Origin of the sequence: Pseudorhizobium halotolerans, from assembly GCF_902153235.2 — a bacterium.
In the GTDB taxonomy this organism is placed as follows: Bacteria; Pseudomonadota; Alphaproteobacteria; order Rhizobiales; family Rhizobiaceae; genus Neorhizobium; species Neorhizobium flavum.
Map to the genome: position 1 here is coordinate 168,636 of NZ_CABFWE030000001.1, position 13,577 is coordinate 182,212.

16 protein-coding genes are annotated in these 13,577 nt (G+C 64.2%); 10 read left to right on the plus strand and 6 right to left on the minus strand.

What is annotated here, in order from left to right; all coding sequences use genetic code 11:
* Nucleotides 1–209: 209 nt before the first annotated feature.
* Genes ccmA through FN060_RS00855 form a run of 5 tightly spaced genes read left to right on the plus strand, consistent with a single transcriptional unit; the run spans nt 210 to nt 3,084 of the window.
* Nucleotides 210–851 (plus strand): heme ABC exporter ATP-binding protein CcmA, encoded by a 642-nt coding sequence (gene ccmA / locus FN060_RS00835; protein WP_142586461.1) that lies wholly within the window; start codon nt 210–212, stop codon nt 849–851.
* A complete protein-coding gene (gene ccmB, locus FN060_RS00840) occupies nt 848–1,507 on the plus strand; it encodes a heme exporter protein CcmB (RefSeq protein ID WP_142586462.1) in 660 nt (219 codons plus the stop codon). The genes ccmA and ccmB overlap by 4 nt, the downstream gene beginning before the upstream one ends.
* Nucleotides 1,508–1,551: 44 nt before the next feature.
* Nucleotides 1,552–2,310: a heme ABC transporter permease gene (locus FN060_RS00845; RefSeq protein ID WP_142586463.1), complete on the plus strand. Its 759-nt coding sequence runs from the start codon at nt 1,552–1,554 to the stop codon at nt 2,308–2,310.
* A gap of 1 nt (nt 2,311) precedes the next feature.
* A complete protein-coding gene (ccmD, locus tag FN060_RS00850; protein WP_142586464.1) occupies nt 2,312–2,485 on the plus strand; it encodes a heme exporter protein CcmD in 174 nt (57 codons plus the stop codon).
* Entirely contained in the window at nt 2,482–3,084 is a 603-nt protein-coding gene (locus tag FN060_RS00855) for a DsbE family thiol:disulfide interchange protein (RefSeq protein WP_142586465.1), read from the plus strand. Before ccmD ends, FN060_RS00855 begins: the two co-directional genes overlap by 4 nt.
* A gap of 4 nt (nt 3,085–3,088) precedes the next feature.
* Here the strand turns inward: FN060_RS00855 and FN060_RS00860 are convergent, their stop codons facing one another.
* The 6 genes from FN060_RS00860 to FN060_RS00885 all read right to left on the minus strand — a co-directional run bounded on the left by FN060_RS00860 (nt 3,089) and on the right by FN060_RS00885 (nt 9,569).
* Nucleotides 3,089–3,682 carry a DUF2585 domain-containing protein gene (locus FN060_RS00860; protein WP_142586466.1) on the minus strand — a complete coding sequence of 198 codons (594 nt, stop codon included), beginning with the start codon at nt 3,680–3,682 and terminating at the stop codon, nt 3,089–3,091.
* Nucleotides 3,679–4,326, minus strand: coding sequence for a septation protein A (locus tag FN060_RS00865; RefSeq protein WP_077549303.1), 648 nt, complete (start codon nt 4,324–4,326; stop codon nt 3,679–3,681). Before FN060_RS00865 ends, FN060_RS00860 begins: the two co-directional genes overlap by 4 nt.
* Before the next feature lie 54 nt (nt 4,327–4,380).
* Complete coding sequence (gene ftsY, locus FN060_RS00870; RefSeq protein WP_142586467.1) at nt 4,381–5,754, minus strand: signal recognition particle-docking protein FtsY; 1,374 nt, start codon at nt 5,752–5,754, stop codon at nt 4,381–4,383.
* A 14-nt stretch (nt 5,755–5,768) separates the two neighbouring features.
* Nucleotides 5,769–7,043 (minus strand): tRNA (N(6)-L-threonylcarbamoyladenosine(37)-C(2))-methylthiotransferase MtaB, encoded by a 1,275-nt coding sequence (mtaB, locus tag FN060_RS00875; RefSeq protein ID WP_142586468.1) that lies wholly within the window; start codon nt 7,041–7,043, stop codon nt 5,769–5,771.
* Nucleotides 7,040–7,942, minus strand: coding sequence for a diaminopimelate epimerase (gene dapF / locus FN060_RS00880; protein WP_142586469.1), 903 nt, complete (start codon nt 7,940–7,942; stop codon nt 7,040–7,042). The genes mtaB and dapF overlap by 4 nt, the downstream gene beginning before the upstream one ends.
* 544 nt (nt 7,943–8,486) lie before the next feature.
* Nucleotides 8,487–9,569 carry an MBL fold metallo-hydrolase gene (locus FN060_RS00885; RefSeq protein WP_142586470.1) on the minus strand — a complete coding sequence of 361 codons (1,083 nt, stop codon included), beginning with the start codon at nt 9,567–9,569 and terminating at the stop codon, nt 8,487–8,489.
* A 300-nt stretch (nt 9,570–9,869) separates the two neighbouring features.
* On the opposite strand from FN060_RS00885, the gene ffh reads away from it, so the two are divergent.
* The 5 genes from ffh to trmD all read left to right on the plus strand — a co-directional run bounded on the left by ffh (nt 9,870) and on the right by trmD (nt 13,574).
* Nucleotides 9,870–11,447: a signal recognition particle protein gene (ffh, locus tag FN060_RS00890; protein ID WP_142586471.1), complete on the plus strand. Its 1,578-nt coding sequence runs from the start codon at nt 9,870–9,872 to the stop codon at nt 11,445–11,447.
* Between the two features lie 9 nt (nt 11,448–11,456).
* Nucleotides 11,457–11,771: a chorismate mutase gene (locus FN060_RS00895; RefSeq protein ID WP_077549295.1), complete on the plus strand. Its 315-nt coding sequence runs from the start codon at nt 11,457–11,459 to the stop codon at nt 11,769–11,771.
* A 51-nt stretch (nt 11,772–11,822) separates the two neighbouring features.
* Nucleotides 11,823–12,197, plus strand: coding sequence for a 30S ribosomal protein S16 (rpsP, locus tag FN060_RS00900; protein ID WP_052640459.1), 375 nt, complete (start codon nt 11,823–11,825; stop codon nt 12,195–12,197).
* A 112-nt stretch (nt 12,198–12,309) separates the two neighbouring features.
* Nucleotides 12,310–12,888, plus strand: coding sequence for a ribosome maturation factor RimM (gene rimM / locus FN060_RS00905; protein ID WP_142586472.1), 579 nt, complete (start codon nt 12,310–12,312; stop codon nt 12,886–12,888).
* Nucleotides 12,885–13,574, plus strand: coding sequence for a tRNA (guanosine(37)-N1)-methyltransferase TrmD (gene trmD / locus FN060_RS00910; RefSeq protein WP_142586473.1), 690 nt, complete (start codon nt 12,885–12,887; stop codon nt 13,572–13,574). The genes rimM and trmD overlap by 4 nt, the downstream gene beginning before the upstream one ends.
* Nucleotides 13,575–13,577: the final 3 nt, after the last annotated feature.

Here is a 13,577-nt window from a genome sequence, read left to right on the forward strand (position 1 = left end):
TTATGCACATCAGGATGCGGGTGCGACCATTTCCGCTGTCCGCACGAGAAGATTGAGGTCTTCAGGTTCGGCGCAAGATGATAATCACGCCGGCCGCTGGCGTGGTTGCGGAGCTTATAGATAATTTCTAAGAAGGGTTCCAGACTGCTAAAGTGTCATGGCGCAAATTTTTCCGTCAGGTGATCAAAATCCTAACAAAGGCATCGGACATGCGGCTGACGGCCGAGGGGCTTGCCGCGCGACGCGGCGAAGATCTGCTGTTTTCCAATATCTCCTTCGGCCTCGGCAGGGGTCAGGGCCTCATCCTCACCGGGCGCAACGGTTCGGGAAAGTCCACCCTCCTGCGCGTCGTTGCAGGGTTGCTCAGGGCGGAACGGGGCAAGGTGACATGGCATTCGGGCGAGGATGCCGTCCGCGCCAGCGAGGCCTGCCATTATCTGGGTCATCGCAATGCAATGAAGGCGGAGCTGTCGGTGCACGAGAACCTCGCCTTCTGGAAGGACTTCTGCGGTGATCTTCCAGGCGGCGAGGGCGTTCCGGTCGCCCAGGCCGCCGAACAGGTAGGCCTCGGCGGCATTGCTCATCTTCCCTTCGGCTATCTCTCTGCAGGACAGCAGCGCCGCATGGCCTTCGCCAAGCTTCTCGTCTCCTATCGCCCGGTCTGGATCCTCGATGAACCGACTGCCGCCCTCGACACCAGGGCGGAGGCGACCTTTGCGGATCTCATCCGCCAGCACCTGGGCCGTGGCGGCATTCTTCTCGCCGCAACCCACCAGCCACTCGGTATCGAGGGGATGCAGGAACTGCGGATGACCGGCTTTGCCGGTGTAGCCGAGGAGTTCGCAGCATGATGTCTTTGCTGCTCCGCGACCTGAAGCTGTCCGTGCGTGCCGGCGGCGGCGCCCTGATCGGCGTCCTCTTCTTCATGACCGTCGTCGCGGTCATTCCGTTCGGGGTTGGCCCCGACCTCAACCTGCTCTCCCGCGTCGGCCCGGCCATTGTCTGGATCGGCGCGCTCCTCGCGGCGCTGCTCGGCCTCGACCGCCTCTTCCAGACGGAGCGGGACGACGGCTCGCTCGACCTGATCCTGATGCAGGAGCACCCGCTGGTGCTCACCGTGCTGGTCAAGTGCCTCGCCCACTGGCTAGCCAACAGCCTGCCGCTGGTGATCGCCTCGCCGCTTCTCGGCCTGTTCATGAACATGAGTGAGGTCGCCATCGGCGCGGTCGCCGTGACTTTGCTCGTCGGCACGCCTGCCCTCACCTTTATCGGCGCCGTGGGAGCCGCGGTCGCGGTAAGCCTGCCGCGGGGCGGCCTGCTGGTATCGATCCTCGTTCTGCCGCTCGCCATACCGGTGCTGATCTTCGGCGTCAGTGCATCCTATGCGGCGGTCCAGGACCCTGCCCCGTTTATGCCGCCATTCCTGATATTATTGGCGATCACGATGTTTTTCGCAGTTATCGGCCCGCTCGGTGCATCGCTTGCTTTGCGCAACGCGAGCGATTGACTAGGATCAAGCCTGCAAGCGCCGTTTCTGCCTAGAAAGAACCCATGACCGAAAGCCTCGCCATCACCAAGTTCAGCGACCTCGCCAACCCGACCCGCTTCCTGAGTTTGTCGGGGCGGATCCTGCCGTGGCTGGGCTGTCTGACCGCCGGCCTCTTCGCGGTCGGCCTCTACCTCAGCTTCACGACGGAGGGCGATTACCAGCAGGGCGAGACCGTGCGCATCATGTACGTGCATGTCCCGGCGGCGTGGCTGTCGATGATGTGCTACACGGTGATGGCGCTTTCGGCGATCGGCACCCTTGTCTGGCGCCATCCGCTTGCCGATGTCAGCCACAAGGCCGCCGCACCGCTCGGCGCCGCTTTCACGCTCATCGCGCTCGCGACCGGTTCGCTCTGGGGTAAGCCGATGTGGGGGACCTGGTGGGTCTGGGATGCGCGGCTGACTTCGGTCTTCGTACTGTTCCTGATGTATCTCGGCCTGATCGCGCTGAACCGGGCGATGGACGATCCGTCGAAGGCCGCACGGGTCAGCGCCGTGCTCATTCTCGTCGGCTTCGTGAACATCCCGATCATCAAGTTCTCGGTTGAGTGGTGGAATACGCTGCACCAGCCGGCGAGCGTCGTGCGGCTCGATGGCCCGACGATCGATCCGGAATTCCTGATCCCGCTGCTGGTGATGGCGTTCGCCTTTACCTTCCTTTTCTTCACGCTGCATCTCATGGCGATGCGAAATGAGATCTGGCGCCGCCGGGTCACGGCGCAGCGACGCATGGCGGCGCGCATGGCGAGCCGGGAGAGCTGAGATGGGCCACGGATTCTACATCACGGTGTCCTATGGCGTCTCGGGCTTGATCATCGCGGTCGTGCTCGGCTGGATATGGCTCGATGGACGGGCGCGACAGCGGGAGCTTGCGGAACTGGAGGCATCGGGCATCCGGCGGCGCTCCTCTGCACCCGTCAAGGATGGCGCCGCATGACCAGCGAGATCGACAACGCCCCCACCCGCCGGCGCGGCATCGGCCGCTATTTCCTGGCGCTCATACCGCTGGCCGTCTTCGGCGGCTTCGCCCTCGTCGCGGGCAAGATGCTCTACGACCAGGACGTCAATGGCCGCGACATTTCCGCCATCCCCTCCGCGCTGATCGGGCAGAAGGCGCCTTCACTGGCCCTGCCTGCCCTCGAAGGGTCGAACACGCCACCGCTCACGGATGCGGCCGTCGACGGCAAGCTGACGCTAGTCAACGTCTTCGCCTCCTGGTGCGTCCCCTGCCGCCAGGAGCATCCGTTCCTCAAGGAACTGGCGAAGGACGAGCGGCTGACGGTGGTCGGCATCAACTACAAGGACCGCAACGACAACGCGCTGCGCTTCCTCGGTGAGCTCGGCAATCCCTATGACGCGATCGGCGTCGACCCGAACGGCAAGGCGGCGATCGACTGGGGCGTCTACGGCATCCCGGAGAGTTATCTCGTCGGCCCGGACGGCACCATCCTCTACAAGAAGGTCGGTCCGTTCGACGAGCGGACGCTGACCAAGGAACTGCTGCCGGCGATCGAGAAGGCCGCCGCCGGCGCCTGATCGGTCAGCCCAGCGCCGCCTGCCATTCCCTGATCGCGTCGACCGGCCAGAGCAGCATCAGCACGTTGAGTGTCAGGTTGTCGCGGATGATCCAGCCGGTCAGGAGTTCGAAGCCGATGGCGATCGCGACCGTCAGCCAGACCGGCAGGCGGGCGGCGGCCAGGAAGCCGAGCGCCATGAAAATCGTGTCCATCGCCGAGTTGAGGATGCTGTCGCCGGTATAGCCGAGGGCCATGGTCGCGGTCCGATACCGGTCGATCACCATCGGCGTGTTTTCCAGGACCTCCCAAGCTGCTTCGATGAGGACAGCAAAGGAGAGCCGTGCCGTCAGGGGCGCCCGGCGAAACAGCAGCCAGGCGAGGCCGTAGAACAGGAAGCCGTGGATGATGTGGGATGGCGTGTACCAGTCCGACAGGTGCTGGGAATTGCCGCTGGAGTTCACCCCGCCTTCCCAGAGCTTCACGTAGCCGCACTCGCAGATCGGAATTCGGCCCATGGCGTAGAGAACCACGAGCTGAAGCACGAAGAGCGTGACGGCCGCCAGAAACCACCGCCGCGACCACGGTGACCACGACGATGGAGAGGCCGTGACGCTCACTTATCGGCTTCCGCGATGGCGTCGGGGATGGTGTGGCGCATGATCAGCGGCAGCTGCGCGAAGGTGAAGGCGAGCGTGATCGGCATGGTGCCCCAGACCTTGAAGTTGACCCAGAAGTCGTCGGAGAAGTTGCGCCAGACGACTTCGTTGAGCACGGCGAGGAACAGGAAGAAGATCCCCCAGCGGAAGGTCAGTTTCTGCCAGCCCATCTCGTCGAGATTGAAGGCGGCGTTGAAGACGTAGCCGAGAAGCGACTTGCCGAACAGCAGCCCTCCGAGCAGGACCACGCCGAAGAGCGTGTTCACGATCGTCGGCTTCATCTTGATGAAGGTCTCGTCCTGCAGCCAGATGGACAGCGTCCCGAAAACCATGACGACGACACCGGAGACGAAGGGCATGACCGGCAGGTGCTTGAAGACGATCTTCGAGACGATGAGCGAGATCACCGTCGCGACCATGAAGAGCGCTGTCGCAATCAGGAGCGGACCGCCAACGACGCCCAAGGCCGGGAAGGTTTCCGCCAGCCATTCACCGCGGATATTGCCGAAGAAGAAGACCAGCAGTGGCCCGATCTCGAGCGCGAACTTCAGCATCGGGTGATGCTTTTCTTCCGGTGTGGCCTTGGTATCGCTTTCGATCTGCATCGATTCAACTTCTGCTGATGGGGTTCTGCGGCTGGAAACGCTGTTTCTGTGGCATCAATGCGTCAGACCGGCAATGGCCTTGGCGAAATCATCCGCCTCGAAAGGCTCCAGATCGTCGACGCCCTCTCCGACGCCGATGAAATAGACCGGCAGCTTATGCTTGGCCGCGATGCCCACGAGGATACCGCCCCGCGCCGTGCCGTCGAGCTTGGTCATGATCAGGCCGCTGACACCGGCAACATTGCGGAAGATCTCCACCTGCTGCAGGGCATTCTGGCCGGTGGTGGCATCGAGCGTCTGCAGGACCGTATGCGGCGCGTCAGGATCGAGTTTGGCAAGCACGCGGACGATCTTTTCGAGTTCCGCCATCAACTCGGCCTTGTTCTGCAGGCGACCGGCTGTGTCGATGATCAGCACGTCTGACTTCTTCGCCCGCGCCTGTTCGAAGGCGTCGTAGGCAAGGCCGGCGGCATCAGCGCCCAGCTTCGTGCCGATGAATTCCGAACCAGTGCGATCAGCCCAGATCTTCAACTGCTCGATGGCGGCAGCACGGAACGTATCTCCTGCGGCCAGCATGACCTTCAGCCCCGATCCCGAGAGCTTCGCGGCAAGCTTGCCGATGGTGGTGGTCTTGCCCGTGCCATTGACGCCGACCACCAGGATGACGTGCGGCTTGTGGTTGAGGTCGAGTTGCAGCGGCCTGGCGACCGGTGAGAGCACCTTGCTGATTTCCGCCGCCATGATGCGGGAGACATCCTCGCCGGTGACGTCCTTGCCGTAGCGTTCGGCCGACAACGCACCGGTGATGCGCATGGCGGTTTCGACGCCGAGGTCGGACTGGATCAGCAGGTCCTCCAGGTCTTCCAACGTTTCCTCATCCAGCTTGCGCTTGGTGAAGAGAGCGGTGATCTGCCCGGTAAGCTGGGAGGAGGTACGGGCAAGACCAGCCCGCAGGCGCTGGTACCAGGTCATCCGAGGTGCCACGACCTCCGGCTCCGGCACCTCATCGACCCGGGTGGTGAAACCCTTCGGCAGAACGGGTTCGGACACCGGCGAGCTTTCCGTACCGGCCTCGCTCTCCGCTTCAAGCAGCGACAGCGGCACGATGCCGATTTCCGTGTTCTCTTCGGCGCCGGGAAGAAGGGGCGGCAGTTCTTCCTCCGATGGCTCTTCATCTGCCGGCTCGGGTTCGACTGGCTCCACGACATCCCGTGCGTCATCGGCAGCCGGGCCGCCGGCCGTCTCCATCTCAACCGGCGCCACCGGGTCGACCGGCGAAACCGGCAGGTCCTCTTCGCTCGAATGCGGCTCAACTTCCGCTTCGATCGCAGCGGCTTCCGTCGGCGTCAGGTGGCCTTCCGGCGCCTGTTGCTCGATCGGCTTCTCCTTGCCGAAGGTGAAGAACTTTTTGATGAAGCCTAGTGCCATGAAATCCGCTCCGGTTACGCCGCCAGTGCCGGCGCAACCTCCATATCCAGATGTTTGCCGTTGTGGCCGGTAATGATAACGCGCCGGATCTTGCGGGGAACAAGCCCGGGCGCTGCGACCAGCGAAAAGTTTTCCGTATGCGCCATGCCGTTCATCTCGACGATGATCGTCTGGACGCTTCCGACCATGCGGTCGAGATGGGCCCGGTGCAGCAAACCGCCGCGGGCGCGCAGACGCGCAGCCCGTTCCTTGACCAGGGCTCGGTCGAGCTGCGGCATGCGCGCCGCGGACGTGCCGGGACGGGGGCTGTAGGGGAAGACGTGCAGGAAGGCGAGGTCGGCCTCCTCGGCAAGCGTCGCGGCATTCTCCGCCATCTCCGCCGTCTCCGTCGGAAAACCGGCGATCATGTCCGCCCCGAACGCAATGTCAGGGCGTAGGCGCCGCGCCTGCTCGACAAAGGACAGTGCATCGGCGCGGCTGTGGCGGCGCTTCATGCGCTTCAGGATCATGTCGTCGCCGTGCTGCAGCGACAGGTGCAGATGCGGCATGAAGCGCGGTTCGTCTGCGATCAGGTCCCACAGGTGCCGGTCCGCCTCGATGCTGTCGATCGACGAGAGGCGCAGCCGGAGGATTTCCGGGACCTGCCGCAGCAGCGTCTTGGCGAGGTAGCCAAGCGAGGGCTGGCCAGGCAGGTCCGCGCCATAGCTTGTGGCGTCGACGCCGGTCAAAACGATCTCCCGATAGCCGCCCTGCACCAGCTTGCGAGCCTGATCGACCACGGCCCCCATGGGCACGGAGCGGGAATTGCCGCGGCCATAGGGTATGATGCAGAAGGTGCAGCGGTGGTCGCAGCCGTTCTGCACCTGAATGAAGGCGCGTACATGCCCGTCGATGTGCTTCACCATCTGCGGCGCGGTTGCCTTGACGCTCATGATGTCGTTGACGCGGAGCTTCTCTTCGGCTGAGACGCCGAAATCCGGCAAGGAGCGGTAGGAGGCAGCGGTCAGCTTCTCCTCGTTGCCGAGAACCGCATCCACTTCGGCCATTTCGGCGAAGACCTGTTTCTCGGTCTGGGCAGCGCAGCCGGTGACGATGATGCGGGCATGGGGATTTTCGCGGCGGGCGCGGCGGATGGCCTGGCGCGCCTGGCGCACCGCCTCGCCGGTGACGGCGCAGGTATTGACCAGAACGGCATTGTTGAGCCCGGCCTTCTCGGCCTCGGCCCGCATCACTTCCGACTCATAGGTGTTGAGCCGGCAGCCGAAGGTGATGACCTCGACGCCGCTCAATTCGCCTGAGCCCCCGGCTCCAGATCGCGCGTGAAGGCACCGGTCCGCGGGTCAAGCCGGCCTGACCATTCCCACTCCGCCGGACCCGTCATGATGACGTGGTCGTCCTCGCGCCATTCGATCACCAGCGGCTGGCGGATCGGACTGGAGGCAACGTCGATCTCTACTCTCCGGCCAGTACGTCCGGTGCGTGCAGCGGACACCGCGGCGGCGCAGGCGGCCGAACCGCAGGCGAGCGTCAGGCCGGCACCACGCTCCCACGTGCGGGTGCGCAGAGACTCCTTCGAGATGACCTGGGCCAGCGTGATGTTTGCCTTCTCGGGGAACATCGGGTGGTTTTCGAGAAGCGGCCCGAAGCGTTCGAGATCGAACGCCATCGGGTCACGGTCGACCCAGAAGATCGCATGGGGGTTGCCCATCGACATGGCCGAGGGCGAATGCAGGACCGGCGCGTCGATCGGGCCGATCTGCAGTTCGATGCGGCTCGTGTCGAAGAATTCCTCCGACAGCGGGATCCGGTTCCAGGCGAAGACCGGCTTGCCCATGTCGACGGAAATCGACCCGTCCTCATGTTCGGCGGCGTTCAGGATGCCGGCAACTGTCTGGAAGGTGAAGGCCTTGCGCCCCGTTTCGGCGGCGAGCGCCTGCACGACGCAGCGCGTGCCGTTGCCGCAGGCCTGCGCCCTGGATCCGTCCGAATTCAGGATATCGATCCAGGCGTCGGTGCCGTGCGCCTTCGGATCGTGGATCGCCATGATCTGGTCGAACTGGGTCTGTGGATCGGCGTTCAACGCGATCGCCGCTTCCGGCGTCACCTTGTCCGGTCGGCCGCGCATGTCGACGACGAGGATCTTGTTGCCAAGCCCGTTCATCTTTGCGAATTCGACCAGTCCTGCCATTGCATTCAATCCCGTTGGGCCGTGCCGCTCCCGGCCGTATATGGCGGAAACGGCGTTTAATTACCAGAGCGCGGACATGCTTCGCCACCGCTACCGGGTGCCGGCGCGGTTGGAGTTATTGTCAGGGAGAGCCCACGCACATGCGAAACCTCTCAAAGTATGTAAGTGTGGCTCCGCATGTGCGTGGCCTTCGGCGTTCTTTCGGGACTTCTGGTCCCTACAGGTGATCGTCTCGCCTCGCTGCACGCAGGATCCCTCCTGCGCTTGGGCGGCTCAACCGAACCGGGCCTGGCGACCCGGGGGAGGCTTGATAGGCGGCAACATCCTGAAATGCTCCCGCCATGCCTTTCACCTCCCTGCCCTCACCGCACGTTACGGCATCGGGACAGGGCGCCGGCTCCCGCCTGCCCGCGAACGTCTCGCGAAACACTCCGGCGACGGAAGCAGGCCAAGTATCGACCACTTTCCGCTCACGTGAATCCTGAAGAGGCCAAGTCATTCATTCTGTTGAGGTGCACCCGCGGTTTCATCCCCCTCAACGGGATCAGACGGCAGCTGCCGGAACCTCGAAGACTTCGCCCGGCCGCATCGGACGGAACCGGCTTCGGGATATTCTCCGGGCATCGAGCGCCGCATGCAGCGCGTCCACGGGCTCCTCGATTCCTTCGTCGGTCAGCTTGAAGGTGCCCCAGTGGTGGCCGGCGACATGGGCGGCGTCACACAGGAGCATGCCCTCAACGGCCTCTTCGGGGTTCTGGTGCTGCGCCTTCATGAACCATTGCGGCTCATAGGCGCCGAAGGGCAGGTTGGCGAGACGGAAGCCGCCATGCTTTTCCCGTGCCGCGCGATAGAAGATCCCCCGATGGAACCCGGTGTCACCGATATGGTAGATCTTGCCGGCCGGTGTTTCGATGACGAAAGCAGCCCAAAGCGCCATGCGGCGGTCCCCCAGTCCACGCGCGGACCAGTGGTGGCAGGGCTCGCAATGAAGCGTGACGCCACGGCCGACCTCCAGCCGATCGCCCCAGTCCATGACGTCGAAGCGTCCATCCTCTACACGGGCGCGGATGATGTCGTCGTTGCCAAGCGGCGTGACGAAGCGCGGCTTGTCGCGCCCCTGGAGCACCCAGAGCGTTTCGAGATCCATGTGGTCGTAGTGGTTGTGGGTAACGATCACGAGGTCGATGGGCGGCAGGTCACCCATGTTGATGCCGGGCGGGTTGACCCGCTTGGGGCCGGCGAAGCGGACGGGGCTTGCACGCTCGTCCCAGACGGGATCGGTCAGGATGTTGAGTCCGGCGACCTGGATCAGGAACGATGCGTGACCGACCAGCGTAGCCACCATCCGGTCGCCTGTTATACGTTCTTCAGGCACGACCTGGGGAAACGGACTGGGGAAACTGTCGGGCCAGGCCTTGTTGCCATTGCCGAGCTTCCAGCGAACGAGGTTCAGGAGGCCGCTCGGCTCCTCTCCGTCGGGGTTGAAGAACAGCTCGCCATCAAAGTGATCGCTCACCGGCCCGGAATAATACTTGTTGCCGGCCATGGCGCTCCTTGCCGTGACGCCGCCGGCAAGCGCGGCAAGGGCCGCGAGACCGGACCATTTGAGGAAGTTGCGACGGTTCATTGCAGATGTATAGGGTCGGCGTCATGTGGCTTCAAGCGTAGCCGGCGAGGTTGCGGAGAAGTGACAGCACCGCCAAGCTTGACTTTCCTGCCCGTTTCCTGTTTATCCCCCGCATCTGCTGACAAGTGACAAGACTTGGAGCCGCCGACCGGGGCCGAATTCAATGAGCCCGGAGGTCAACACCCGACAGCGCGTGGCGCCCTCGGGTGCTTTTCGGCTTTGCCCGCGTCTGGGCGCCTTGTTTTCGTCGCGGAAAGACCCGACGTTTCCGGCACCCGGAAACGAAGAAGGAAGACACGGATGTTTGAAAACCTCCAGGACCGTCTTGGCTCCATCCTGAATGGACTGACCGGCCGTGGCGCGTTGAGCGAGGCGGATGTCTCCGCTGCGCTGCGCGAGGTTCGCCGTGCGCTGCTCGAGGCGGACGTGTCGCTCGAGGTCGTCCGCGCCTTTACCGACAAGGTGCGCGAGAAGGCAGTCGGGGCTGCGGTCCTGAAGTCGATCAAGCCCGGCCAGATGGTCGTCAAGATCGTCCATGACGAACTGATCGAGATGCTGGGCTCCGAAGGGGTCGGCATCGACCTGCATGCACCTGCCCCCGTCGTCATCATGATGGTCGGCCTCCAGGGCTCGGGCAAGACGACCACGACCGGCAAGATCGCCAAGCGGTTGACCGACCGCGAGAAGAAGAAGGTGCTGATGGCGTCGCTGGACACGCGACGTCCGGCAGCCCAGGAACAGCTTCGCCAGCTTGGGCAGCAGACAGGCGTCGACACGCTGCCGATCATAGCCGGCCAGTCGCCGACCGACATTGCCGCACGCGCCGTGCAGGCGGCAAGGCTCGGCGGCCATGACGTCGTCATCCTCGACACCGCCGGCCGTACCCATATCGACGAACCGCTGATGGTCGAGATGGCCGAGATCAAGCGGAAGTCGAACCCGCACGAAATCCTGCTCGTCGCCGACAGCCTGACCGGCCAGGACGCCGTCAACCTTGCCCGCAACTTCGACGAACGCGTCGGCATCACCGGCCTGGTGCTCACCCGCATGGACGGTGACGGGCGTGGCGGTGCCGCACTTTCCATGCGCGCCGTCACCGGCAAGCCGATCAAGCTGATCGGCACGGGCGAGAAGATGACGGAGATGGAGGAATTCCATCCCCGCCGCATCGCCGACCGCATCCTCGGCATGGGCGACATCGTCTCCCTCGTCGAAAAGGCCGCCGAGAACATCGACGCCGAGAAGGCGCGCGCCATGGCCGAGAAGATGGCCAAGGGCAAGTTCGACCTGAACGACCTCGCCGACCAGCTGCGCCAGATGAAGTCACTCGGCGGCATGGGCGGTATCATGGGAATGATGCCCGGCATGGCCGGCATGAAGGACAAGCTCGCCGCATCCGGCATGAGCGACAAGATGTTCGACCGCCAGATCGCCATCATCCAGTCGATGACCAAGGCCGAGCGTGCCAATCCGGATATCCTGAAGCATTCCCGCAAGAAGCGCATCGCCGCCGGCTCCGGAACGGACGCCGCCGAGATCAACAAGCTGCTCAAAATGCACCGCCAGATGGCCGACATGATGAAGGCCATGGGCGGCAAGGGCAAAGGCGGCGGCATGATTAAGCAGATGATGGGCGGCCTTGCTGGCAAGATGGAACTTGGCGGCATGGGCGGGCTTGGCGGTGGAATGGGCGGCATGCTGGATCTTTCCAAGCTCGATCCGAAGCAGCTCGAGGCACTGCAGAAGCAGGCGGAAGCCGCGGGCTTCAAGCCGGGCTCGATGCCGGGACTGCCGGGTGGAGGAATGCCGGGCATGGGCGGCCTGCCCGGCCTCGGCGGCGGCTTCCCCGGCCTGCCCGGGCTGCCGAAGAAGAAGTAGAGGGAACTCATGGCCGAGGACGTCAAGCAGAAGCTCGCAAGCTACCGCCAGTCGATCGACAATATCGATGCGGCACTGGTGCACATGCTCGCCGAGCGCTTCCGCTGCACCAAGGAAGTCGGCCTCTTGAAGGCCCAGTACGAATTGCCGCCGGCAGACCCGGCGCGCGAGGAATACCAGATCGAACGCCTGCGCCGCCTGGCAAAGGATGCTCATCTGGACCCGGATTTCGCCGAGAAGTTTCTCAACTTCGTCATCAAGGAAGTGATCCGGCATCATGAAGCCATCGCCGCCGAGCACGGCGGCACGAAACAACCCGCTTGAACCAGACAGCCCGCCGCATGGCGGCCTCAAGAAACACCAAGGAGTAAGAAAATGACCCTGAAGATTCGTCTCGCCCGCGGCGGCTCCAAGAAGCGCCCCTACTACCACGTCGTCGTTGCCGACGCCCGCGCTCCCCGCGACGGCCGTTTCCTTGAAAAGCTCGGTTCCTGGAACCCGATGCTGCCGAAGGACAACGAGAAGCGCGTCGAGCTGAACCTCGAGCGCATCCAGGAATGGATCGCCAAGGGCGCCCAGCCGACCGACCGCGTCCTGCGCTTCCTCGCCGAGGCCGGCGTTGCCCAGCGCGACGCCCGCAACAACCCGGAGAAGGCAAAGCCTGGCAAGAAGGCCCAGGAGCGTGCCGCCGAGCGCGCCCAGCGCGAAGAAGACGCCAAGGCTGCCGCAGCCGAAGCTGCTGCCGAATAAGGCCGATCCGCATCTTGCGGACGAACGGGCGGTGCGGAGACGCGCCGCCCGTTTTCTATTTCCATTTGTCCCGGCTGCCGGTACAAGCGCCTGAATCATCCGGAATATGCGCATGACGAAGCTCCACAACCCGATCCTCATGGCGACAATCGGCGCGGCGCAGGGCCTGCGCGGCGAGGTGCGCGTGCGCGCCTACACGGCCGACCCCCTGGCGCTTGGCGATTACGGGAACCTGCACAGCAAGGATGGCCGGATTTTCGAGATCCTGGAGATCCGCGAGGCGAAGAATGTCGCGATTGTCCGTTTCCGCGGCATCAACGACCGCAATGCGGCTGAAGCCCTGAATGGCCTCGAGCTCTTCATCGAGCGGGAGAACCTGCCGGACGACGAGCTGGACGACGACGAGTTCTACTATGCCGATCTCGAAGGGCTGGAAGCCGTTGATGAGAGCGGCAAGAGCTACGGGACGGTGACCGGCGTCTTCGATTTCGGCGCCGGCGACCTGCTCGAGCTCAAGGGTCCGGGCCGTCGGCCGGTGCTGATCCCGTTCTCCGAAGCCGCGGTGCTGGAGATCGACCTCGAAGGCGGCCGGATTCTGATCGATCCTCGTGCAGCCGGCCTCATCGAGGACCCGGAGGACCGTCCGCCCGGCAAGGGCCGACGTGGGGGCGAACCCGGCAACGCGCCATGACTTTTCGCGCCACGGTTCTTACCCTCTATCCTGAGATGTTTCCCGGCCATCTCGGCCATTCGCTTGCCGGAAAGGCGCTGGAGCGTGGCCAGTGGTCGATCGAGCCTGTGCAGATCCGCGACTTCGCCGAGGACCGGCATCGGACTGTGGACGACACGCCGGCCGGCGGCGGCGCCGGCATGGTGTTGAAGCCGGATATCCTCGCAAAAGCCATCGACCAGGTTTCTGGTGATGACAACCGGCCACGCCTGCTGATGAGCCCCCGCGGCCGCCCGCTGACGCAGAGACGCGTGCGCGAACTTGCCTGCGGCGAGGGCGTGGTCATCATCTGCGGTCGTTTCGAAGGTGTCGATCAGCGGGTGATCGAGGCGCGGCAGTTGGAGGAAGTCTCGGTCGGCGACTACATCCTCTCCGGCGGCGAACCCGCGGCGCTGACATTGCTCGACGCGGTGGTGCGCATCCTGCCCGGTGTGATGGGCAATGCCTTGTCCGGAACCCACGAAAGCTTCGAGGATGGGCTGCTGGAATATCCGCACTACACCCGGCCGCAGGTCTTCGAGGGCCGAGAGATTCCCTCCGTGCTGACCTCAGGCAACCATGCCGCGATCGACAAGTGGCGCCGCCAGCAGGCACTGAAGCTGACGCGCGAGCGGCGGCCGGATCTTCTACAGTCAGGGCAGGATTGACCG